The following is a 21,273-nucleotide window of genomic DNA, read 5'->3' on the forward strand; positions in this document are numbered from 1 at the left end:
TGAGTTGCCTGCGTGTCACAATCCCAGTCCTACCGGATTCCACCCCGCGAAGAGGGCAGAACCCAGCTGCTGATCACGACATCACACAGGCCCTAACGGCCTCCGCCGGAATCAGGGCACGCGGTCACGCCGGGTCGACGGTCTCGCCATGCGCCGTGCCGGCCGTGACGGCGAGGGGTGGGTGAGCACCGCCATGACGGGCAGGGCGAGGGTCCAGCCAAGCGTCATGCACCAGGTCAGGCCATCAGGCCTCCCGGCCCAGGGCGGAGGCGGCCAGGTCCGAACATCACCAGGCGTTTTCCTGCGGGCAGACCTCGGCCAGGAGCTCCAGCAGATGGGCTGCGACCGGTTCGGGCTCACCGCGCCGCACCCAGCTGTAGACGGCAGCCCGGGCCGTCGCATCGACGTGCTGCAGCACGTACCCGTCCACCAGCCCGTCCATACCGGGGCACTTCCGTATCCGGATCTGCCGGGGCCTTCCCTCCTGCTCGGCCAGGACCTCGATGACCTTGCGCTCCGGGCCGTCCCGAAACTGATATACCCAATATGTCTGCATATCAGCCATTGTTTCCCTTGCCACGCGCCGCCGTTGCCCCGGACACCCCCCATGGGTGCTCAACTCTCTCCGCGCAACCCGCCGACCTCCGCAGAGGGCGCCCGTCGCCGGGCAGCCGCGGGGAGTCAATGCCGGCAGGACGGTCGGACGCGGAGCAGCTCGGTCCGCAGCACGGGTGTGCCGTCGACCGGTGCCGGGTCCTCCGCGGTCGGCTCGATTCCTCCGGCGGCGGTTGTGTCGAGTGTTGCCAGGCCGTCGGGGCCGACCGTGCCGAACACCGTGTAGTTCGGTCGGAGTGCGGAGTCGCCGTAGACGACGAAGAACTGTGAGCCGTTCGTGTCCGGACCGGCGTTGGCCATCGCCAGCAGGCCGCGCCCGTACAGGCGGCGTGCGCCGGTCGGATCGGTCGGTGCGGGTGGCAAGTCCACCGGCAGCTCGTCCTTGTACTTGTACCCGGGCCCTCCCTCACCGGTACCGGTCGGGTCGCCGCACTGCAGAACCTTCAGCGTCGGATACGCCGTCAGACGGTGGCACACCGTCCGGTCGTAGAACCCGTGCCGTGCCAGGTGCAGGAAACTCTGGACCGTGCACGGCGCCTTGGCCTGGTCCAAACGCAGCGGGAGCGGACCCTGGCTGGTCGGAACAGCCATGTCGACCGTGCCACGGCTGGGGGTGTGCCGCGGGTCGGGCGGCAGCGGAACAGGGCGCGCGGGCGGCTCGTCCGGGGTTTGTGTGTACTGGCAAGGGCCGTGCGTGGTGCGCGGCGGAACACCACCGTCGGAAGCGGTGGCGGCACTTCCCCCGGACACAACTAAGGTCACGGCCGCAAATGCGCTGATCAGTGCTCGGTTCATCTTGCGCGCCCTCCTGATGATCGCCAGGTTTTGGAGCGGTCGCAGTCTAGGACGTGGTGTGGTCGGCGGGAATGGGTAGCGACAGGAGGCCGGCGAGGGGCGTGGGGCCAGGACTGCGACCGTCGGACCTGGTGGCGGCCGCCGGGGGCAGCGCCCCGGCGGCCTGGTCCCCGACAGCGAGCTGGTCGTCGAGGACACCGCCGCCGGCCGGCTGTCATTGCGGCGTTGCAGCGCCGGGCCGCCACCCACCGCAGCGTCCCGGCCCTGGCCGCCCGGTGGCCGACCTACTTTCATCTCCTTCGACCTTTTGCAGCCCGACGGAGAGCAACTCCGACGGAGGCATTACACCGCGGTCAGGCCGGGAGCGGCCTGGGTAGCGGGCTCGGGGAAGAGGGGAACGGCAGTGCCGCCGCAGTCGCTGGTCGCCGCTCGTGCGGGCCGGGGGCCGGCAGGATGCTTGTGTTGCCGTCGCCGTGGTGTGGGATCCGGCGGGCGAGTGAGGGGCGGGACGCATCCGGGGCCGCGAGCAGGGCGGCGAGAAGCAGAGGCAGGGGCCCGTGGACTCCAGTTGCAGGCCTCGCGCTGGGACGACGGCCGTAACTGGGGAGCTGCCGAATCGTTTATTCATATCGTCGCGTCAGATGCACGACCGCTCCCCCTTGCGGTGCCGCGACTGGCCCCGGGGGCGCCGCCCCTGCCCCCCGGGGCCCATCTGGTCTGACGGGCAGGTGCGGGCTCACTATTGCCGGGGTTCCCATGGTTTCGCCCCGCGCGTCTGCGGCTGCTGGGAGCATCGGCGGGTAGGTGAGAGGTCTCGCCCGTGCCGCCACCGCAGGAGGAGACGATGGAACCGACGACACGATCCCGTCCTTCGGCGGCCCTGTTCCCGGTCAAGGTCGTATTCTGTGGCTTTTGCCGGGCGACTGCGGCTACGGGGGGAGCGCGGACTCTCAGCGCAGACGGAGGGTTCTTATCGGTGACCTGGCACACCCTGGCCTGCCCGCACCATGCAGCCGATCTCATCCTCGCCGAGGACGACTGAGGACCCTGCTCCGCCAAGCCACGGACGGCCGGCCTCTCGTCGGGCGGTGTTCTAGATCATTTGCGTCAGTGGTAGCCGTCCCGCCGTTTCTGCCGTGAGTTGGTAACAAGCCACAGCACGCCCAAGATCACGGCTCCGGCCAGCCACAGAAACACGATTGCCCCCACGCCGAGGACGGCGCCTACATCGCTGCCCACTCTGCAGGCATCCTGGACCTCGGGAGGCTTCGTGGCACCAGTGTCGTTGTCGGCCTCTGCGATTCCGAAGATCAACCACAGCAGCATCACCAGGTTGAACGCGAGGATCACCATGTGAAGAGCGCCAATGAGGGCGCCATCGACCGCCGGAATGGCGCTTCGGGGGAGGGGCCGGCCTGCTTCCCCAGCCTTGAGAAGCGTTGTCAGCCATGTCAGGGCCTCCGCTCTCCCCTATCCGCTTGCTTCCACAGTGAGGTGAAGATGGGGTTGGCGCACTCCGTCGACCTCACCGATCCCTCCCGGACGGGCGCAGCGGCAGGCCCTCGCAGTGTGCAGTGCGGCGGGCCGGAACGGCGGCGCTGTCGTGCATCGTCACTACCGGGCCCAGTCGACGCCTGCCTCGGTGAACGCGTTGCTGTACGTGAGCGGTGTTTGTGATCAGGGGCCGGGTTGGCTGATCTGGGCTGATCAGTTGGTACGTACAGGCGGGGCGTGGGGCGGTGGTGCGTGGAGCTGGCTGCGCTGGATGGAGCGCTGGTGATCGCTGTGGTGTGAACTGCAGGTTTGTCAGGTGCTGGGCATGGTGATCAGTTGTGTTCAATCGTCGCCGAGGGACCGCCGGAGAAATACTTCCAGGACGCCAGCACCCGAGCCGACCCGCTCCGGGTCGAGTTCACCGAAATCGACTACTTCGACGTCCCGCCCGGCTGTGACCGCAGGCGCCTGATGGGCCGACCCACCCTCGGCGACGGAACCTTGCAAGCCCCGCCGCTCGGTGGAACCCTTTCGCCCCGTTACCTCTCTAGCCTGGTGCGCACCGGTTGGCGGTGCCCTGGACCGGTGCGTCCAGACCGAGACGCCGCAGAGGGTTCCCCTGATCCATGGGTCTGACAAGCAGTGAGCTCCTCCTGTGCGCCGTGCTGTGCACGGCACTGGCCTTCGCGGCCACCGTGCTGCTCTGGCCGCGACTGGCGCGGGGGAGCCGGACACTGGTACTGGGGCGCGTGGGGCTGATCCTTCTCGTGCAGGTGTTCCTGTTCGCGTCGGTCGCGCTCGCGGCGAACCGCAGCCTGCTGATCTACGGTTCCTGGGCGGACCTGGCCGGACACGCACGCCAGGAAGCCGTGCGCGGCGGGGTGGCCGTGGAGGTGCTTGGGCGGCAGGCTCCCGACGTGCCCGGCGGGGGCAATCCCCTGGTGAGCGGCGTGATCGAGAAGGTGACCCTGCACGGTGAGCGTTCCAGGAGCGCCGCCCAGGCCTACGTGTACCTGCCGCCGGAGTACTTCCAGAAGGGCAACGAGCAGCGGAAGTTCCCCGCGGCGGTGGTCCTGACGGGCTACCCAGGCACGGCGGAGAACCTGCTGAAGGGTCTGCGCTACCCGAAGACGGCCTGGAACCTGGCCAAGGAGAAGAAGGCACAGCCGATGATCCTGGTGATGATGCGGCCCACCGTCTCGGCCGAGAACACCCAGTGCGTCGATGTCCGCGCCGGCGGCCCGCAGAGCGAGACCTTCTTCGGTACCGACGTCCCCCGGGCCATATCCAGCACCTACCGCGCCGGCACCTCGGCGCGCAGCTGGGGCATCATCGGCGACTCGACCGGCGGCTACTGCGCCCTGAAGATGACGGTGCAGCACCCGGAGACCTACGCGGCCGGCGTGGGCCTTTCGGCGGACTACAAGCCGGAGATCGACCAGTACTCGGGCGACCTCTTCCACGGCGACAAGGACGAGGAGAAACGATCCGACCTGCTGTGGCATCTCGCCAACCGGCCGCAGGGCGCCTCCTCGTTCCTCGTGACGACCTCGCTGCAGGGGGAGGAGAACTACAAAGCCACCCGGCAGTTCATCAAGGCGGTGAAGGATCCGGCCCGCGTCTCCTCGATCACACTCGACCGTGGAGGACACAGCTTCAACACCTGGAACCGCGAGATCCCGCCGGCTCTCGAATGGATCGGCGGCCGGCTCAGCGCCGAGTGAGGAGACCAGACGGGGCATCTCGGCGGGGCGGTGGGCCGCACCGCCGGACCCCCGAGGGGGACGCTACGCCAAGCTCTGCAGCGAGCCTCCCTGCGGCGCGCCGGCTCCAAAGCACCCTCGCCAGTATTGCCACTGCCCGGGGGACCCCAGAGAAAAGAGGCTCGCCCCGAGCCCGTACCTGCATGTGAGGGCGTGGCTTCTCTGCACCAGAGACACGCGGTGGGCTGGCCGCCTTCAGAGGCGGCGGCGTTCGTATGCCGGCGCCGGTGGTCCGTAGCTCAAGCCGTTCGTATCGGGCGCTGGTTTCTTGACGCCCGGGGGCTGGTCTAGGCTTCCGCAGTCGTCGGCACCCACGCCGGCGCGGCAAGGAGATGTAGACGATGCCGCAAGCCGGACACGCGACCAGCCCGGCAGGCATGCCGGGGCGGGAGCCGCTCAGTGCCGTGGATGAGGCGGCTCGGATGGAAGCGGTGCGCCGCTACGACATCCTCGACACCCCGCCGGACGGCGCATTCGACCGCATCGCGGCGATGGCGGCCCGGTTGTTCAAGGTGCCGGTGGCGAGCGTAACGATCGTGGACGAGGACCGGATCTGGTTCAAGGCCGCCCACGGCCTGGAAGGCGTGAGCGAGATAGGCCGGGAGCCGGGCCTGTGCGGCTCGGCGATCCTCTCCGACGAAACATTGGTGATCCCGGACACTCTCACCGACCCCGTCGCCTTCAACAACGGCCTGGTCACCGGGCTGATGGGGGTCCGCTTCTACGCCGCCGCGCCGATCACCACCCGTGACGGGCACCGGCTGGGCACCGTCAACATCCTCGACACCAAACCGCGCCTGATCACCGAGGACGACACCGCCACCCTCGCGGACTTGGCCTCGATCGTGCTCGACGAGCTGGAGGTGCGCCTGTCGGCTCTGGACGCCCTGCGCGCCGAGCAGGAACGGCGCCGGGAGCAGGAGGATGCGCGGCAGCGCGCGGAGCGGGACAAGAGCGCCATCGAGGCGTTCGCCTCCACGCTCCAGCGGACCCTGCTGCCGCCGGCGCTGCCGGTGGTGCCGGGGCTGGAGCTGGCCTGTCACTACGCCACCGCCTCCCCGCAGAACGTGGGCGGCGACTTCTACGATGTCTTCCCCCTCGGCGGGAAGAGGTGGGCGTTCTTCCTGGGAGACGTGTGCGGCAAGGGGCCTGAAGCCGCAGCCCTGACCTCTCTGACCCGCTACACCCTGCGCGCCGCGGCCCTGATCGACCCTGACCCCGACGTGGTTCTTACCTCGCTGAACACGGCGCTGCTGCTGGACCCGGCGATCGCCACCCGGTTCTGCACCGCCGTCTTCGGCGTCCTGGAACCGCACGAGAAGCAAGGGTTCACCGTGACGGTGGCCACCGGCGGGCACCCCCCGGCCTACCACCTGCGCGGCTCCGGGGCGGTGGAAGCGGTGCAGCCCAAGGGAGGCATGCTCATCGGGGCGCTCGCCGAGGCGCACTTCGCCTCCCGCAGCATCCACCTCGCCCCGGGTGAAGGACTGTTCCTCTATACCGACGGGCTGACCGAGGCCCGCACCCTGGGCGGTGAAATGGTCGGAGAAGAGGGCCTGACCCGCTTCCTCGCTGCCCGCACCGCACCCGTCAGCGCAGCGGCGGTCATCGATGACACCATCGGTCTCCTCGACGCCATGCCCCACGGGGCCGGGGACGACGTCGCCCTGCTGGCCCTGTCCGTCCCCCTCACCGACACTGCGGACGGCCTCACCGCCACCGCCACCACCCACACCGTCGCCCCCGCCGACGAGACGGAGAGCCGACCGTGACCGACTTCCGCCTCACCGCACAGCACACCGACGGCGACCTCGCCCTGGCCCACGTCGCCGGGGAACTCGACATCGACACCGCCCCCCATCTACGCACCCAGGCACTGGCCCTGATCGAGCAAGGCCACCGCCACCTGATCCTGGACCTCCAGGCCGTCACCTTCTGCGACTCCTCCGGCTTCAACGCCCTGGTCGGCATCTTCCGCTGCGCCAAAGCCGCCGACGGCACCCTGGTCCTCGCCGCCGTCCCCGACCGCCTTCAACGGATGCTGAACCTCACCGGCCTGAGCGCCCTGCTGCCCGCCCACCCCACCGCCGCCCACGCCCTCATCGCACACACCCCCAGCCAAAACACGGCCACCGCATAACCTCCGGCGGCAGGCCGTGATGCACCGCCCCCGCTCCGACGGCGCGTGCCTCGGCGCGCGCCCAGGTGAGTAGTTCTGAGAGGCCACGGCCCCCGCCGGACCGTGTCCGGTTTGCGCCCGATCTCAGGTAGATCTTCCCATCCATGTCAGACCGCAGCCGGGTGGCGGCCATGGCGCGAAGCTCGGCCAAGGTCGCCGCACAGCGGGCGACTTCTTCGTCGGCGCCGTGAGGTTGAAGGAGGCCACCCGCTATGGCTCCGGCCAGATCGAGTGCCCAGTCCCCGGCGTCCTCGGTCTTCGCGATGTCCGCCAGTTGCGGCAGTGCGGCGATGCTCGCCGGGGTGATCGTCCCCTGGTGGCACAAGCGCCCCCAAAGCCAGTCGATGGCCTCCTGGTCACGACCGATGGCTGGGTCCAGCAGTCCGGGTATCGCGTGTGCCGGGCCGTAGGCGCCGTGGAGTGTGGACCAGTCGATCATCCGGTGATTCAAGCACGCTGCGGAGCGACCTCCGGGGGCGGTGCCTACGGGGTCGGGTACGCAGCAGGGACATGGTGCTCTGCCCTGTGCCGGATATACCGACCCCGAACTCGTCACTGACGGCGGAGTAGGGCGCAGTCCGCTGTGAGTTGGATGACCAGGTCGCTGTCATCGTCAGGGACGTCCCGCTGGAGCAGATGTGAGACCTCTCGGTGAAGGCGTAGCGCTTCAGCGGTACCGGCAGCGGCGAGGACGGCCGACCACAGGGGGCTGCCGGGGAGCGTGTTCTTTTCGATTCTCTCCAAGAGGCTCAGCTCGTCTTGGTAGGTGAGGCGGACCAGTTGGCGTGGGCCGGTGCGGTCCAAGCCCGAGCCTGGAGGCCGGTACGGTCGAGCGCCCGTGACGAGGGCCGTTCCTCATGGGCTCACCGAACTCCGTCATCGCAGTCCGGGGTGGGGCTCTCCCCGTTCGACTGCAGTGTCGAAAGGAGGCAGGTGTCGGCGCACGCCTGGGTGAGCGTGCTCAGTTGATGAGGCGCTGGCCACGGGTGCCCGTCAGCCCGCAATGGACGGTCGACGGCGTCAGGCGGCCGGGCACTTCTCACGCCACCTTGATGACGACCTTGCCCGAGATGTGACCGTTCTCGACGGCGGCGAGGGCGGCCGGCGCATCGGAGAGCGGATGGACCGCGGTGATTACGGGTGCGAGGACTCCGTCGAGGGCCAGTTGGGCCGATCGCTCCAGGTTCTCCCGGTCGACGCGACGTTCGACGAAACGCCCACCGAGAGCGGTCACAGACATGTCACCCACAGCAATGACGTTGAGGGGATTCCGGGCCAGCGGAGCGACCGTCCGCAGTGAGGTGCCTCCGACCAGGTCGACTATCGCGTCGAAGCCGCCCGGAACCAGCTCGCGTGCCGCGGCGGCGACATCCTCGGCGGTGTAGTCGATGAACCGCACCCCGGAGCCCTCGGCGTGTTCGCGTTTGGCGGTACTCCCGGTGCCGATCACGCGCAGCTCGCGTCCGATGGCCAGTCGGGCGACGGCGAGGCCGACCCCGCCCCCGACTCCATTGACCAGGACCGTGGCACCTGCCGGGAGGCCGAGCTGGTCGAGCACGTCCACCGCGGTCGTCCCGGCCACTGGCAGCGTTGCCGCCACGGTCGCGGAGAGGCCGTCCGGGATGCGTGCGGTGTTCGGCGCGGACAGCACCGTCGTCTCGGCGTAGGTGCCGCCACCGGTGAGTGCGAAGCCGAAGACCGCGTCGCCCACCTCGAGCCCGTTGACGTCCTCGCCCAGGGTGAGAACGGTTCCGGCTGCCTCCATGCCGAGCACGCGGGGAAACGGACGCCCGCCGTCGAGCCCGTCGACCAGACCTGAGCGCAGAAGGTGGTCGAGGGGATTCACGCCGGCGATATCGACCCGGATCAGCACCTCACCGCGACCGGGGACGGGATCGGGACGATCGAAGAACTCCTGCACCTCGGGCCCGCCGTACCTGTCGAAACCCCATGCCTGCCCCATCTTCTGCCGCCTCTCGTACGACCGGCCCGGTGATTCCGGGCGCTGTCGCCATCCTCACCTCTGACATTGATGTCAGGGGCAACAGGCTGAGATGCAGATCACAGCATCAGGTCGACTGCGCCGCCGGCTCCGGGCCCGTGGACAGCTCCGCCCGGTGCCGACTGTTGGCCCTGATCAGTACGTCGAGTGCATCCCGGGTCTCGATCAGGTGCGCGATGTCGGCGTCGATCCGGTCGCGCTGGCGGATCATCGCTGCGAACGTCTCCTCGGCGACGCCCAGGTCACCCGGGACGTCCACACACGGCAGCACAGTCGCGATCACCCGGCTGGACATCCCCGCGTCGAACAACTGCCGGATGAGCGACACGCGCTGGACCGCAGTGTCGGAGTAGTGACGCTGCCCCGCGTCGGAGCGTGAGCTGGTCAGCAGTCCCTGCTCTTCGTAGTACCGCAGTGAGCGCGGACTCACGCCCGTGCGCTTTGACAACTCGCCTATCCGCATCCTGAAGAGCCTACGCCCGCGTGTTGCCCCAGGCTCGGACCAAGGACAGGTAACGGCACCCGGCCGGCGCCGCTCGCTGCCCTCCCGCGCCCCGCACGCCGTGGTGCGCCGACTCCCGCCCCGTCCAGGACGCGCTCACCATCACGGCCGGCGGACCCCTCCTGGTCCCCGCCGACCCGGCCAATGCACACGTCGCGACAATCGCCGGGTTCACCGCGGTGACGCGCCCAAAGCCAGGGGCGGAGGCGGTCGTATGACTGGGGCCAGCTCAGCGGTAGGGCCCGGGAACCAAGGGGGGAAGGGCGGCGCCCGGGCCGGTGTCGCGGCACCGCGGGGGAGCGGTATGCATTCCGTCGCGACAATCGGAGAAACGATTCACCGGCGAGAAAGTAACGGCGCAGCCAGCCCGGCCACAGCGTCTGACGAAGTCGGCCGCCCATCGACAGGCATCCAGCGGGGACCCGAGGACTCGATCGTTGCCCCGCACCTGGGGGATCTTGCTCACCGGAACGCGGGTGGAGGGACAACGGGGACTCGACAGCTGCATCGGTCATCGGAACTACCCGAGCATGCCTTGCTGCCGCACCGGGAAACTCCAAGATCCCCGACAGAGTCAAGTAGGGGTCGGTCGTCGGCCGGTCGCCGGCTTTGGGTGGCGGCCACAGCGGTGCCGTAGGGGAGAGGAATCACCGCTGTGGCCGGGCGCCTTGTACATGCCCTCGGTGCACGTGGGTCAAGTGCGAAACCACCTGTGCGCATGGAGAGGTGCGGGCCGGGTTTACAGACTGGCATTGTGCTCACCTGCGCGGCTCGCCCGCAGCGGCGCCAGGCCGGCCTTCGCAATTGTGTCGTGGGTGCGGGGCGCGCCCCCCGGTCGGCGGGCCGTTTGCGGTGAGGGCTGCCGTCCGGTGAGAAGTGGCAGCCCATGTGAGAGCCGGGCGGGGCAGGTTGCCGTGTGGAGCGGGCCCCGGTTGCGTGGCGGCAGCGCGGGTGGAGGCCGCGTCGGCGACCCGCTTGGGCGAGTCGCCGGGTGGCGGGGCGTCAGCAGGTGAGGGTGGCCTCGTGCGCGACCGGCTGGGGTGTCCAGGGGAAGGAGGCCACGCCGAACGTGCCGCGGACCGTGGTGCCACAGGGGACGGTGCTCGCCGGGCCGCGCACCTCGAGCGTCGTGGTGGTGAAGACGACAGGCTTGTCCTGCGTGAGGGGCGGGGCGCCGGCGCCCACGACCTCGGCGGACAGCCTGGTGGAGAGCTCCTTTGTGGCCGGCGTCGGGCTGCCGGGAGAGGGCGGCCCGGCGAGGCTGACCCTGCCATAGAACTGCACCACGTTACCGGTGACCTCCGCGCACAGCCGGGTGAGCAGGCCTGCCTGGAGCCCCGAGTTCCCGCAGGTGGTCACGGTCTGGTCGGCGGCGGCCTCGGGGGCCGCGGCGGCCGGGCCGGCGGCCAGAACGGTCAGGCCGGCAACGCCGACCGCGAGAAGGGCTAAGCGGTTCATGGGGACGTGCTCTCCTTTGTGTTTTCGTCGGTGCGTGACGGGCCATCAACCCGCCTTGTGTGATGTGATATTGCACATCATACAAGAAGGCGAGATGATCGCGCCCTGAACTCCTTTCGTCAGAGGGCCAAACTCTCCGGCGCAGCGGTCGGCCCGACGTTCCGTGTCGAGCAGCGCAAGCCCCGCCTCGCTCTCCGCATTGCGACACGAAGGTGGTTGGCCAGCAAGCCGCAGCCCGGTGTCCTTCCGGGCCGTGTTCTGTTTCTGGTCTGCTCAGGCCAGCGAGGAACGGCTCGCGGGGACAGTCTGATGCGGTGTAGCTGGTGTCACCGGGATGAGTTGAGTCGCGATGGTGGCCCCCGCTTCCGTCTGTCCAGAGCAGGTCAGCACCCCCCACAGGGGTGATTCTCGTCCTCGCGTACGCGTAGGCGACTTGTGCGGTGCGCCTCCAACTCGCCCTGAAACGGGGCTATTGGCGGCAAATGTGATCTTTCGGCACGTTTCGGGCGCAGCCCCGGTCGTCGGGCTGCTCGTGTGCGGATTGGAGTGGGGTTCATGGTGCGTTCGGTGCGTGAGGTGTTCGACGAGGGGCAAGCGGCGGGTCGGCTGCGGATGCCGGTCGCGGCGTGGCGGTGGGCGACGGGTTCGGGTCTGGTCCCGGGCGCGGATGTCGGGCCGGGCCGGTGGTGGCGCGCGGTGGTGGAGGCCGACCCCGAGGCGGTGCGGGCGGCGCTGCGGGGCCCGATCGGTGCCGGGGTGGCGGCGGACCGGCTGACGGAGGCCCTGGGGGCGCCGCTCCCGATCCTCCGGCCGAGGGTGACCGCCTCAGGGATCGGCCACCTCGTGAAGGCCGGTCTCCTGGTCTACCTCGGCGGGGACCCGCAGTTCCCCGACATCCACCCGGACCAGGTCGCCGCGCTGGCCCGCCGCCGGGACCTGCCCGCCCTCCTGGACCGGCATGTGCCCCTCGGCCCGGACCAGGCCGCGGTGCGCCTGGGCGTGCGGGGCGACCTCGACGGCGGAGCGCAGCGGTTCGTGGAGCACTTCCTCAGAATGTGGGTGGACGGGGCGCACCGTGAACCGTCCCAGGTCAGCCGCTCACTGCGCGAGCGGATACACCGCGAGGCCTCCGGCCGGGTCAGCGGATTGGCAGCACGCACGTCAGCGTGTGGCTGCGTTTGCGCCGTGCGAGGGTAAGCGGGCGATGCCTGCGAGGTCGATCGATGGTCCGCGGGCGGCGGACGGGTTAGACCTCGAAGAGGGCTTCCGACAACGCGGCCCAGGTCTGGCGGCTCGCCGCCGCCGAGGGGACGTGGCTGGGGACGAGAACAGCCGGCGCACGGACACGCTTCAGGTCGAGCTCACGCGCACGACCGCTGGGTGGCGGGTGTCCCGGGTGCTGGGGGTCTGAGTGGACGTCCGCGACGCCGCCGAGGTCGCTGCCGCCCGCGCGAGTGCGCCGTTCTTCGCCAAGATCAGCTGCATCGGCGTGGCCCTTCTGCTGAAGCTCGGCCTCGGCGCCACCACCCTGATTGCAGGCGCAGCGAAGAAGGCCGCCGACGGAAAGAACAGCGGCAGCGGCGGGTGCGAATCTCCCGGCCTCCCCAATATGAACCCCGGGAAGGTCCCGGCCGCCATCCGCGCCCAGCAGATCTATCACGCGAAAATCATTGACGAAGTGGCACAGAAAAGGGGCCTTCCCGGGCTGCTCGGAATCGGCGTGTGGGCCCTGATCGTGGCGTTCCTGGCGGAGATGATCTATCGCCCGTAGGCCAGTGGCACCTGCGATCTCGTGTCCACACCCTGCCCAGCAGCCCCAACAGCCTGGGCCCTAGCGACCATCTTGATCTGGCTACCCTGCTCTCGGCCTCTGACCAGCACGACACTTGCCTAGGGCTTTGCGCGCAGCAGATTGGGAGGGCTGAGGGCTCCCGCCACTCCTCGGGAACCCGAGCCGACGGATCAGATCGGTGCTGGTGCCTGACCTCCTGGCCATGGCAGACCCGCTGGCCGGGCAAGGGGGCAAGAGCGGACGGGAGGCTGGAGGGAGCAGCGGGAGTGGCTGCCCAGCTGGCCGACGCCCCGGCCTTTCGGCGCGCCCGCCGAGCTTCACAGGCGCGATGACCTCAAGGACCATGATCGTATTTATGTGATGTTCACTCTTCGCATTTGGGGTAGTCGCTCAGGTGGGACGGCGTCGATCTTGGCGTGATCCCGACTCGTGGAGTGCACGACGTGCTTCGCACAACGGATTGGACACCTACCATGACCACTGCGAACCCGGCCGGTACCCCTGCAGGCCGCCCCGCCACTGCCGACGTTTCCGGACACGGAACACGCCGTCTGTCGACCGAGACGAAGTCGGCCCTGAAGACGACAGAGTTCTTCGTCTACATCGCCTGCGTGATCGCGGTCCTGATCGCCTCCATGCTGGTGGGCACCGAAGAGGGCCACCTCGACTACTTCCGCGCCGACAGGGCCTGGCTCTACATCGTGATCCTCACCGTCGGCTACATGATCAGCCGCGGGCTGGCCAAGTCGGGAAGCCGTGACCACTACGACGACCACTCCTGACCCGCGGCCGACGGACGCCGGGCCTGCCTACAAGGCGGGCCGGGGTTCCTCGTGAAGGTGGAGATCCGCAAAACGGGTGATCCCCGGCCATGGACGCCTCCTGGACGGCCAAGGCCGTCTCCAGGCTGTGAACCTTGCTCTCCAGTTCGGACTGCTCCATCGTGCGGCTCCTCCTTCACGGCGTGCCGGGCTGATCCCGGCATCACCGTCCATCGGTTCCCCACCGCGTGGCCACAGCCGCGCCGGCGGCCGTTGCTGCACCCGTTTCCCGGCTCGGCATACGCCGGACCGCATCCGAGTCGACGCGCCACCTGGGGCCAGCCCGCGCCTGCATCAGCACGGCCAGGAGTCTCGACCACCCTGACGGCCCCGACGCAGCACGCTTCGAGATGCCCGCCGGATGGACCCGCATCCGGGCGTCTCGGCGGAATCTCGAAGCCGCGTCCTGCCCCGACCCCGACTGCGAAGATGAGCCCGAAGACAGGGAGGAGATCCGGATCCAGGCATGGCCTGCACCGCACTCGCTGCCCGACACCATCAAACGATGGACACCGCCCGACGCATAGGCTGTCCCGTGATCCCCGGCGGGCACGACGACAGCCACGGCACCTCGCCGCGTTGTCGGAACGCCCGGATACGCCCAGTAGCAGCACGCTCCTCCGCCTTGCGATGCACCGCGTCTGACGCCGCGCGCTGATCCACCGGGGATTACGGGACAGCCCTCAGCAGGTCTTAGCCTCGGATTTCCACATTTCTTATCTCTGGATTTAACCTCGCCGGGCGTTGCGGTCCCCGCTCGCGGGCAGCGGTCTCGCAGAAAAGAATTGAGCATTGTCAGCGAATCCTGCCTCACAGGAGCAGTCGTGGCCGCCGAGCACTTCCTCGTGTTGGCGCGCTCCGGAGGGCGGTCGATCACCGCGGTCGATCACCGCCCCTTACCCTTCTTGCCCTTGGCCTTTCCGGGGATCTCCTCCGCCTTCGCCGCCCCAGGAGCCTTCGACGGGCGTTCTGTGACCTGCCGCGCCGAAGAGGTACTGGTGAGTGCCTGGAGGTCTTGTGGAGTCGAGGGCGCTGCGGCCGACGAATGCGGGGTGGACGTCGCGGCTGCGGGGAGCGACGGCGCGGGCGGCCCTGCTGGTGAGGATCCTGCCGGGGCTGCCATCTCGGTGTTCTTCGATGCCGCGGGCTGCTCATGCGTAGGAGCGGTGACGGGTGGGTTATTGCCCGCTTGGATGCCGCCCATCACCAGCACGCAGGTGCCCGCGACGCCCGCCGCCGCAAGGCTCCACCGGAGCGGACGGCGCCCTCGGGCGGCCCCACACGGATCGGGCGTTCGCACGGCAGCAGCGGCAGAGGGCAAGAAGTGGGAGCGATGTGTGCTGGTTCCGCTGAGCGTGGCGCCGGCTGGGGTGCGGGGCCGCGGTGCTTGCGCCATGTCCTGCAGGCATTGGTGGACTGCGGCGGCGTCGGGGCGTGCCGCAGGAGCCTGGTCGGTCATCTTCTCGAGCAGGCGGGCGAGGTCTTCCGGTAGTCCTTCGGGTATGTGGGGCCGGCGCAGGAGGTGGGCGGTGCCGATCTCCATAGGAGTTCCCTGGTACTCGCGCCGCCCGGTGAGAGCCTCCAGGAGAGTCACTCCCAGGGCGTAGATGTCGCTGGCCGTACTCGCGCCTTCGCCCAGGAACTGTTCCGGGGCCATGTAGGCGACGGTGCCGATGAGGGTGTCGGGCGCGCTGTGGGAGCGCTCGTGGACGGTCCGTGACAGCCCGAAGTCGGCCAGGTGGGGCGAGCCCTCTTCGCCGAGGAGGATGTTGGAGGGTTTCACGTCGTGATGGATGACGCCGTGGGCGTGCACGTGGTCGAGGGCTGAGGAGATGTCGGCGCCGAGCCGCATGACCTGGACGGGGCCCAGGGGGCCCGCGTCCATTCGGGTGCGCAAGGTGACGCCGCGGATCAACTCCGTGACCATGAAAGCGCCTTGGCCGTGTCGGCCGGCGTCATAAACGGTGACAAGGGCGGGATGGGAAAGACGGGCCAGTGTGCGGGCCTCGTCGCAGAAGCGGTCGGCAGTGACCGTATCCGTGCCCACGCGGAATACCTTGACGGCCACCTCACGGCCCAGCACCTCGTCGACACCATGGAACACGTCCGCCGTACCGCCCGACCCTAGGGGGCCCTGGAGCCGATAACGGCCGCCCAGGACGGTGTCGCGTAGAGGCGGTACTCCGTACTCTGGGACGGACAGGGCCGACATGGGTCCTCCTCTAATCGCTGGCAGTGCCGCGCGCCTACCCCTCGGAAGTCGCGCTACTCACCGGGCTCCGGCAGCCCCTGCTCAGTACACGGGACACAGTGCCGCCAGCAGTTCACCGCCCTCGCAGAGCTGGGCGTGGACTGGGCGTGAGATGTCAAGCCCTCGGAGAGCAGCGCTTCGCTCTCGGCCGCCGCCCCAGGACGTGGCTCAGGACCGCCAGATCGGCGGGCCCGCGTGGGCACGCCGCTCGGCGAAGCCTGTTTACCTGCTTGCCTTGGCCTCCGACCACGGCCGGCGCCCTGCCGTCATGACCCGCTAGGCCGAGTCCGCCCGGAGGCCGGCTTTGACCCCCGAGGTCAGCCCTCGACTCCTGTGGAGGTGCGCGGGGCTCCGCCAGGCTTGGACTCCGGGAACCCCGCTGGCGCAGGTACACGGAGAGGATGGCCATGGAGGCCACGGCCAGGAGTTCGGACTGCCAGTCCCTGCAGGGACCGGTTCCAGAAGTCGGCGCTTCCGGTTTACCCGGGACAGGCTGGCCCACATGTCGCTGTGGGCCGGGGCGCAGGCGGCCGGCGGCCCGGTGCGGCCCTTCCTGCACAACAACGTCGCCCACCTGCTGCGCCGCATCGAGGAGTACGGGCCCGGGGCCAAGTGCCAGGAGTGCCGCACACGCGCCCAAGGCGCGGGGTGGCGCTGTCGCCTTGGTGCACGGCCGATGCCTGGTGGGAGTGAGAGGGAGAAGTTGTACTCCTCATCTGCGTCGAGGATGGTGGTGTCGCATCCGCATCGGAACCCGCCATCGGTCTCCGGGTCGTAGTCGCCTTCCTCGTGGCGGATGTTCAGCGTCGCCTCCCCCTCGTGCTGCTCCGCGAGCAGGGCCGCCACGGCCACCACGGTCGGGTGGGCGTCAGACGGCACCGGGGCCGAACCCGGGGCAGCGTCAAGGGCGCGCACCGTGGTGGATGCATGCCTGGCAACCAGGCCGTGAATCGTGTCGGACAGCGACTGCAGCGTTCCAGCCCCTTGAGCGGACCGCCGACGAGCGGTCGTCCACCGCCACGCCGCGGCCGGCACGGCAGCCGGCCCGCGACCTGGCCCTCGTCGAACACCTCACGCACCGGACGCCGCAGGCAGGCCGCCACCATCCGGTGGCGGCAGTCCTACCGAGGGAGCCACCGGCCCCCGGGCGATCAGCACATCGGCTTCGTGGCGCCAGCCGAGGAAGGAGTAGAGGCGCTGGCCTTCCTCGCTGGCGATGAGGAGACCGGTACGGGCGCCCTGGGCCACGGCGGCCTCCGCCAGAGCGCTCATCATGGCGCGGCCCAGGCCGCGTCGCCGGTGCGCCGCGTCCGTCTCGATGCGATCGGCGATCGCATCGGAGCCGACCACGGCGATGGTGCCGCGCGCCGCCACCTCTCCGGAGGAGTCATGGAGGGAGACGACCGTGACCGGCCCCTCCGTGCGGACCTCGCGCTCGTACGGCGCGGCGGGCGCGTGCTGCGGGTGCTCGGTCAGATCGGTCGTCATGAACCACTCGGACCGGTGGAGCAACTCCAGTCCGGCGGCGCCGACGACGGCTTCGACGGTGCCTGGGCGCAGCGTGGGGACCGTGAGCCAGGTGGTCTGCCTCGCGGCCGCGACGGCTGCCGCCAGCCGTGCCACGGACTCGGGCTCCTCGTCCGCGCGCAGCGCGAACACCTCGACCTCGCGGCCGGGTTGGTCGCACTTGGACCGCAGGCCGTCCCCGGCGGACTCGACCGGCTCGGCCTCGGGCAGGTCGCGAGCCACGGTCCAGCCGTTCAGCCAACGTCGTATCAGCTCTGATTCGATCTTCGCCATCCGGCGATTAGAGCATGACCGCAACCGGTGGACCGCGAACCATTCCCCCGTCTTCCGCCCCCCGTCAGGCGACGCCGCCCTCCATTCACCGAGCGGTCTGAAACGGACATACGTGGCACCGGGCAAGGGAAACGTCCTGTCTTCCGACGACCGTGATTTCCGTGCGGCGGCTGCGTGTCATGGCGGCCGGCGTTCCCGGTGCCCAAGAGGTGGAGCGGGTGCCAGCCGCTCCCGTGCGGACCGTGTGGTCGGTGATCGGTTCGCGATGGCCTCGAGTCTTCGGCGGTGATCAGCCCACCGCCGTCCAGGGACCGGATCGGCCGGCATCAGCGGCTCGATCCGGCCCCGCACCGCATCAGTGATCACTAAATCGGGCAGACACATCCGATCAACTGACCAACTCATCGAAGAGCCGCGCGCCAGCCCCTCAACCGCCCGGGTTCAGAAACAGGGGTCCAGGAGCCGCCACGCGGTGAGCGCGATCCTGGCCCGTGTCAGGCCCGTAGGTTCGGTGAGTTCGATGTCCAGGGTCTTCGCGATGTGTTCGAGGCGGCGAGCGATGCTGCTGTGGTGCAGGTGGAGCACGTCGGCGGCCCGGCGCAGCGATCCGGTGGTGCAGTAGGTGTCCAGCGTCTCCAGATCCTCGGAGTTGCCGGCGATGCGTGCGATGGCGGCCACGTCGGCGTTCTCCCGCGCGGTCTGCGGGGGCACCTCGGCCAGGAGCGCCAGCGCGCCCAGGTCGGCGTGGCGGATGACGGGTTCGCGCGGGGTCGTGAAGCGGAGGGCGGTGCGCGCCTGCCGCCAGGACCGGTCGGGGCTGTCGGCGGCGCCGATGCCCGCGCGCACGTCTGCCGGGAACCGGGCCGGGTCCACGAAGGTGGCCAGGATGACGCCGACGTCGGCGAGCGGCGCTGCCTTCACGGCACGGGCCGGGCAGATCAGGCCGCCGATCCGGTCGAGCGGCAGCTGCGAACGCACGGCGACGACGTGGAGGGGCAGTTCGGCAGCGAAGCCCAGGAGCCGAAGGGCCCGGGCTCGGGCCGCGTCGTCGCCGTCCGAGCTGATCGCCAGTTCGACGAGGGCGGGGTCGGCCATGGTGGTGCGGGCCGGGCCGTACCGCTCGGCGACGGCCGCCGCGGCGATGGCGAGCCTGTCGAGGAGCACTTCGTCGAGCGGGTTGGGCCGGCCGGGGCGTTCCAGCCACACCCTGCCGATCTCCTCCTCGTCGAGCGTTATCGGCGCCGTGGTGGACGCGGGCGCCGGCGGGGCGGAGGCGGGCCTGCCGTCGGGTGCGACGCGGGTCGCCCGCCCCGCGCCGTGGAGCCGTATGCCGGCCACGCACTCGGCCAGTCCCGCCGAGGCCCGGGCGAGCGCCGGGAGATCCACCCGTCGGCGCATCAGGGTGTCGTAGAACGCGACGATGCGCATCGCCCCGTCGACATAGGGATCCAGTCCCGACAGCCGAACCGCCAGTGCCTCCATGGCAGAAGGATAGAAGGGCGGGGGTGCGCCGACCGGTGCGTGATCGGGGCGGGATGCGCGACGGATGGCGGGTGACCCCCCGGGTGAGGACCGTGAGGATGGTCGCCATGGACGCCGAACTCGAAGCATTCATCCCGTTTCTCCCGCAACTCGACATGAACGAACCGGTCACCGCGCGCAAGGACTTCGCCGAGCGTGCGGCTGCGGCGCCGGCACCGGACACCTCGGACATGGAGGTCGAGGACCGCACGGTGTCCGCCGATCCGGACGTGGCGGTCCGGGTCTACCGCCCGCACCGGGCACAGGGCGCCGTCGTCTGGCTGCACGGCGGCGGCGGAGTCTTCGGTGACCTGGACACCGAGCATCCGTGGGCCGCCCGGGTCGCGTCCCTTTCCGGGGCGGTGGTGGTCTCGGTGGGCTACCGCCTGGCGCCCGAGGACCCGTTCCCGGCCGCCTTCGACGACGCCTACGCCGCACTGGCCTGGACGGCCGAGCACGCCGGCGAACTCGGTATCGACCCGGCGCGGATCGCGGTCGGCGGTCACAGCGTGGGCGCGAACCTCGCGGCCGCGGTGACGTTGCGGGCGCGTGACGAGCAGGGACCGGCCATCCGCTTCCAACTGCTCAACCAGCCGGGGCTCGACGACCGGCAGGAGACGTGGTCGGCGCGGAACTTCACCGACACGCCCTGGTTCGACCGCGACAAGCTTTCCGCAGCGTGGCGGCACTACCTGGGCTCCCGGCCCGCCACACCGTACGCCGCCCCCGCCCGGGCCGCCGATCTGTCCGGGCTGCCACCGGCCTACATCGCCACCGCGGAGTTCTGTCCGAACCGCGACGAGGGCATCGCCTACGCGCTGCGCCTGATGCAGGCGGGCGTGTCGGTCGAGCTCCACCAGTGGCCCGGCACCTTCCACGGATCGCAGGCGCTTCTGTCCGCCGAGGTGTCGCAGCGCCAGAACGCCGAACTCGGCGCCGCTCTGCGCCGCGCCCTGGCCTCTTGAGCCGTGCACGTCGCAAGGCACGGGGAGCGTCCCCGCCGCCTGCACTCATTGATCACGAAAGGACGACCGTCTTGAAGATCCGACTGGCGATGTGTGGAACTGTGGCCGCGCTGAGCGTCTGCGCGGGCACGGTGGCGGCAGCTCCCGCGCCCGGCGGGACGCATACCGTGACGGCCGGCGCGAGCCCGTCGTCCCCCTTCCGCCCCGCCGAGCTGAAGTCCGCTCTGGACGGTGTCCACCGCGCGGGTGTGCCAGGGGTGTACGCCGAGGTGCGCGACGGCGGCCGGACATGGCGGGGCGCTTCCGGGGTCGCCGATGTCACCACTGGCCGTCCCGTCACGCCCGACATGCGGCAGCGCGTCGGCAGCATCACCAAGACCTTCACGGCCGCCGCGGTCATGCAGCAGGTCGAGCAGGGCCGGATCGAACTCGATGCGCCGATCGGCGACTACCTGCCGCAGCTGGTGCCGGGAGAGCGGGGCCGGAGGATCACGGTGCGGATGCTGCTCAACAACACCAGCGGCATCCCCGATTACATCCGGTACGCCTTCCCGTCCCTCCAGACCGGCTCGCCCCAGAGCCTGGACGACAACCGGTTCAGGCAGTTCCGCCCGGCCGAGCTGATCGAGTTGGGCCTGAACGCGCCTCCCGCCGGCGAGCCCGGAGGCCCCACCGGTGTGTACTCCAATACCAACTACCTCCTCCTCGGCCAGCTCCTGGAGCACGTGACCGGTACCCCGGCCGAGGAGTACATCACCCGGAACGTCATCCAGCGGGCGGGCCTGCGGCACACAGGGTTCCCGACCGGGACGCGGATCCGGGGGCCGCACTCACGGATGTACGAGGCCCTGTGGGGACTGCTCGACCCGCCCCGCGACTACAGCGTCTACAACATGTCCTGGACGGGGACGGGGGCCGCCCTGGTGTCGACCACGGATGATCTCAACCGTTTCTACCGCAAGCTGCTCGACGGCGAGATCGTGAACCGGTCGTCACTGGAGCAGATGCAGCGCACGGTCCCGGTCATCGCCCTGGACGGATCGACGATCCAGTACGGCCTCGGTCTGCACAAGGTCGACGTCACGGATTGCGGCACCTTCTGGGGCCACGACGGCACGGTCTGGGGGGCCGGAACGATCTCCCTGACCCGAGCCGACGGCAAGCGTCAGATGTCGGTCGCGGTCAACCTCCAGAGGTGGAACGCGCCCGACTCCTCGGGGAAGCCGCAGCACCACCCCATCGACGACGCGCTGGAGACGCTGTACGGGCAGGCGATGTGCGGCGACGGTCAGGCCGTGCGGCAGTAGCCGTCCGG

At 69.9% G+C, this 21,273-nt stretch carries 17 protein-coding genes and 2 pseudogenes; 8 read left to right on the top strand and 11 right to left on the bottom strand.

The features are described 5' to 3' along the window. Positions 1 to 286: 286 nt before the first annotated feature. The 3 genes from AB0F82_RS35125 to AB0F82_RS35135 all read right to left on the bottom strand — a co-directional run bounded on the left by AB0F82_RS35125 (position 287) and on the right by AB0F82_RS35135 (position 2,763). A complete protein-coding gene (locus AB0F82_RS35125; protein WP_362635042.1) occupies positions 287 to 556 on the bottom strand; it encodes a hypothetical protein in 270 nt (89 codons plus the stop codon). Between the two features lie 125 nt (positions 557 to 681). Further along, positions 682 to 1,410, bottom strand: a complete 729-nt coding sequence (locus AB0F82_RS35130) for a peptidylprolyl isomerase (protein WP_362635045.1) — start codon at positions 1,408 to 1,410, stop codon at positions 682 to 684. A 1,107-nt stretch (positions 1,411 to 2,517) separates the two neighbouring features. Further along, positions 2,518 to 2,763, bottom strand: coding sequence for a hypothetical protein (locus tag AB0F82_RS35135; protein ID WP_362635047.1), 246 nt, complete (start codon positions 2,761 to 2,763; stop codon positions 2,518 to 2,520). Between the two features lie 767 nt (positions 2,764 to 3,530). Between AB0F82_RS35135 and AB0F82_RS35140 the strand changes: the two genes are divergently transcribed. The 3 genes from AB0F82_RS35140 to AB0F82_RS35150 all read left to right on the top strand — a co-directional run bounded on the left by AB0F82_RS35140 (position 3,531) and on the right by AB0F82_RS35150 (position 6,807). Then, positions 3,531 to 4,628, top strand: a complete 1,098-nt coding sequence (locus AB0F82_RS35140; RefSeq protein ID WP_362635050.1) for an alpha/beta hydrolase — start codon at positions 3,531 to 3,533, stop codon at positions 4,626 to 4,628. A 461-nt stretch (positions 4,629 to 5,089) separates the two neighbouring features. After that, on the top strand, positions 5,090 to 6,439 hold the full coding sequence (locus AB0F82_RS35145) for a PP2C family protein-serine/threonine phosphatase (RefSeq protein ID WP_362635052.1): 1,350 nt from the start codon (positions 5,090 to 5,092) through the stop codon (positions 6,437 to 6,439). Further along, the gene (locus tag AB0F82_RS35150; RefSeq protein ID WP_362635054.1) at positions 6,436 to 6,807 is read left to right on the top strand and encodes an STAS domain-containing protein; all 372 of its coding nucleotides are present in this window, start codon (positions 6,436 to 6,438) and stop codon (positions 6,805 to 6,807) included. Before AB0F82_RS35145 ends, AB0F82_RS35150 begins: the two co-directional genes overlap by 4 nt. A gap of 1,078 nt (positions 6,808 to 7,885) precedes the next feature. Here the strand turns inward: AB0F82_RS35150 and AB0F82_RS35155 are convergent. The 3 genes from AB0F82_RS35155 to AB0F82_RS35165 form a co-directional block, all read right to left on the bottom strand. Beyond that, positions 7,886 to 8,809: an NADP-dependent oxidoreductase gene (locus AB0F82_RS35155; protein ID WP_362635057.1), complete on the bottom strand. Its 924-nt coding sequence runs from the start codon at positions 8,807 to 8,809 to the stop codon at positions 7,886 to 7,888. A gap of 106 nt (positions 8,810 to 8,915) precedes the next feature. Then, positions 8,916 to 9,311: a MerR family transcriptional regulator gene (locus AB0F82_RS35160; RefSeq protein WP_362635060.1), complete on the bottom strand. Its 396-nt coding sequence runs from the start codon at positions 9,309 to 9,311 to the stop codon at positions 8,916 to 8,918. Positions 9,312 to 10,352: 1,041 nt separating this feature from the next. After that, positions 10,353 to 10,808, bottom strand: coding sequence for a hypothetical protein (locus AB0F82_RS35165; protein ID WP_362635062.1), 456 nt, complete (start codon positions 10,806 to 10,808; stop codon positions 10,353 to 10,355). Between the two features lie 555 nt (positions 10,809 to 11,363). Between AB0F82_RS35165 and AB0F82_RS35170 the strand changes: the two genes are divergently transcribed. The 3 genes from AB0F82_RS35170 to AB0F82_RS35180 all read left to right on the top strand — a co-directional run bounded on the left by AB0F82_RS35170 (position 11,364) and on the right by AB0F82_RS35180 (position 13,382). Next, a complete protein-coding gene (locus AB0F82_RS35170; protein ID WP_362635064.1) occupies positions 11,364 to 12,005 on the top strand; it encodes a hypothetical protein in 642 nt (213 codons plus the stop codon). A 214-nt stretch (positions 12,006 to 12,219) separates the two neighbouring features. Next, a complete protein-coding gene (locus AB0F82_RS35175) occupies positions 12,220 to 12,579 on the top strand; it encodes a hypothetical protein (protein ID WP_362635066.1) in 360 nt (119 codons plus the stop codon). Between the two features lie 494 nt (positions 12,580 to 13,073). Beyond that, a complete protein-coding gene (locus tag AB0F82_RS35180; protein WP_362635069.1) occupies positions 13,074 to 13,382 on the top strand; it encodes a hypothetical protein in 309 nt (102 codons plus the stop codon). A gap of 925 nt (positions 13,383 to 14,307) precedes the next feature. Here AB0F82_RS35180 and AB0F82_RS35185 read toward each other — a convergent pair. The 5 genes and pseudogenes from AB0F82_RS35185 to AB0F82_RS35200 form a co-directional block, all read right to left on the bottom strand. Next, the gene (locus AB0F82_RS35185; RefSeq protein ID WP_362635072.1) at positions 14,308 to 15,633 is read right to left on the bottom strand and encodes a serine/threonine-protein kinase; all 1,326 of its coding nucleotides are present in this window, start codon (positions 15,631 to 15,633) and stop codon (positions 14,308 to 14,310) included. Positions 15,634 to 15,989: 356 nt separating this feature from the next. Next, a pseudogene (locus AB0F82_RS35190) lies at positions 15,990 to 16,145 on the bottom strand (DUF6766 family protein); the annotation flags it as partial. A 598-nt stretch (positions 16,146 to 16,743) separates the two neighbouring features. Further along, positions 16,744 to 17,472: a GNAT family N-acetyltransferase gene (locus tag AB0F82_RS35195; protein WP_362635075.1), complete on the bottom strand. Its 729-nt coding sequence runs from the start codon at positions 17,470 to 17,472 to the stop codon at positions 16,744 to 16,746. 261 nt (positions 17,473 to 17,733) lie between these two features. Beyond that, positions 17,734 to 17,856 (bottom strand): annotated as a pseudogene (locus tag AB0F82_RS38850) (transposase); the annotation flags it as partial. Between the two features lie 57 nt (positions 17,857 to 17,913). Then, positions 17,914 to 18,954, bottom strand: a complete 1,041-nt coding sequence (locus AB0F82_RS35200; RefSeq protein ID WP_362635078.1) for a helix-turn-helix domain-containing protein — start codon at positions 18,952 to 18,954, stop codon at positions 17,914 to 17,916. Between the two features lie 107 nt (positions 18,955 to 19,061). On the opposite strand from AB0F82_RS35200, the gene AB0F82_RS35205 reads away from it, so the two are divergent. Further along, complete coding sequence (locus AB0F82_RS35205) at positions 19,062 to 19,958, top strand: alpha/beta hydrolase (RefSeq protein ID WP_362635080.1); 897 nt, start codon at positions 19,062 to 19,064, stop codon at positions 19,956 to 19,958. Between the two features lie 71 nt (positions 19,959 to 20,029). After that, complete coding sequence (locus AB0F82_RS35210; protein WP_362635082.1) at positions 20,030 to 21,265, top strand: serine hydrolase domain-containing protein; 1,236 nt, start codon at positions 20,030 to 20,032, stop codon at positions 21,263 to 21,265. Positions 21,266 to 21,273 lie beyond the last annotated feature (8 nt).

It is taken from the genome of Streptomyces virginiae (assembly GCF_040638905.1).
In the GTDB taxonomy this organism is placed as follows: domain Bacteria; phylum Actinomycetota; class Actinomycetes; order Streptomycetales; family Streptomycetaceae; genus Streptomyces; species Streptomyces virginiae_B.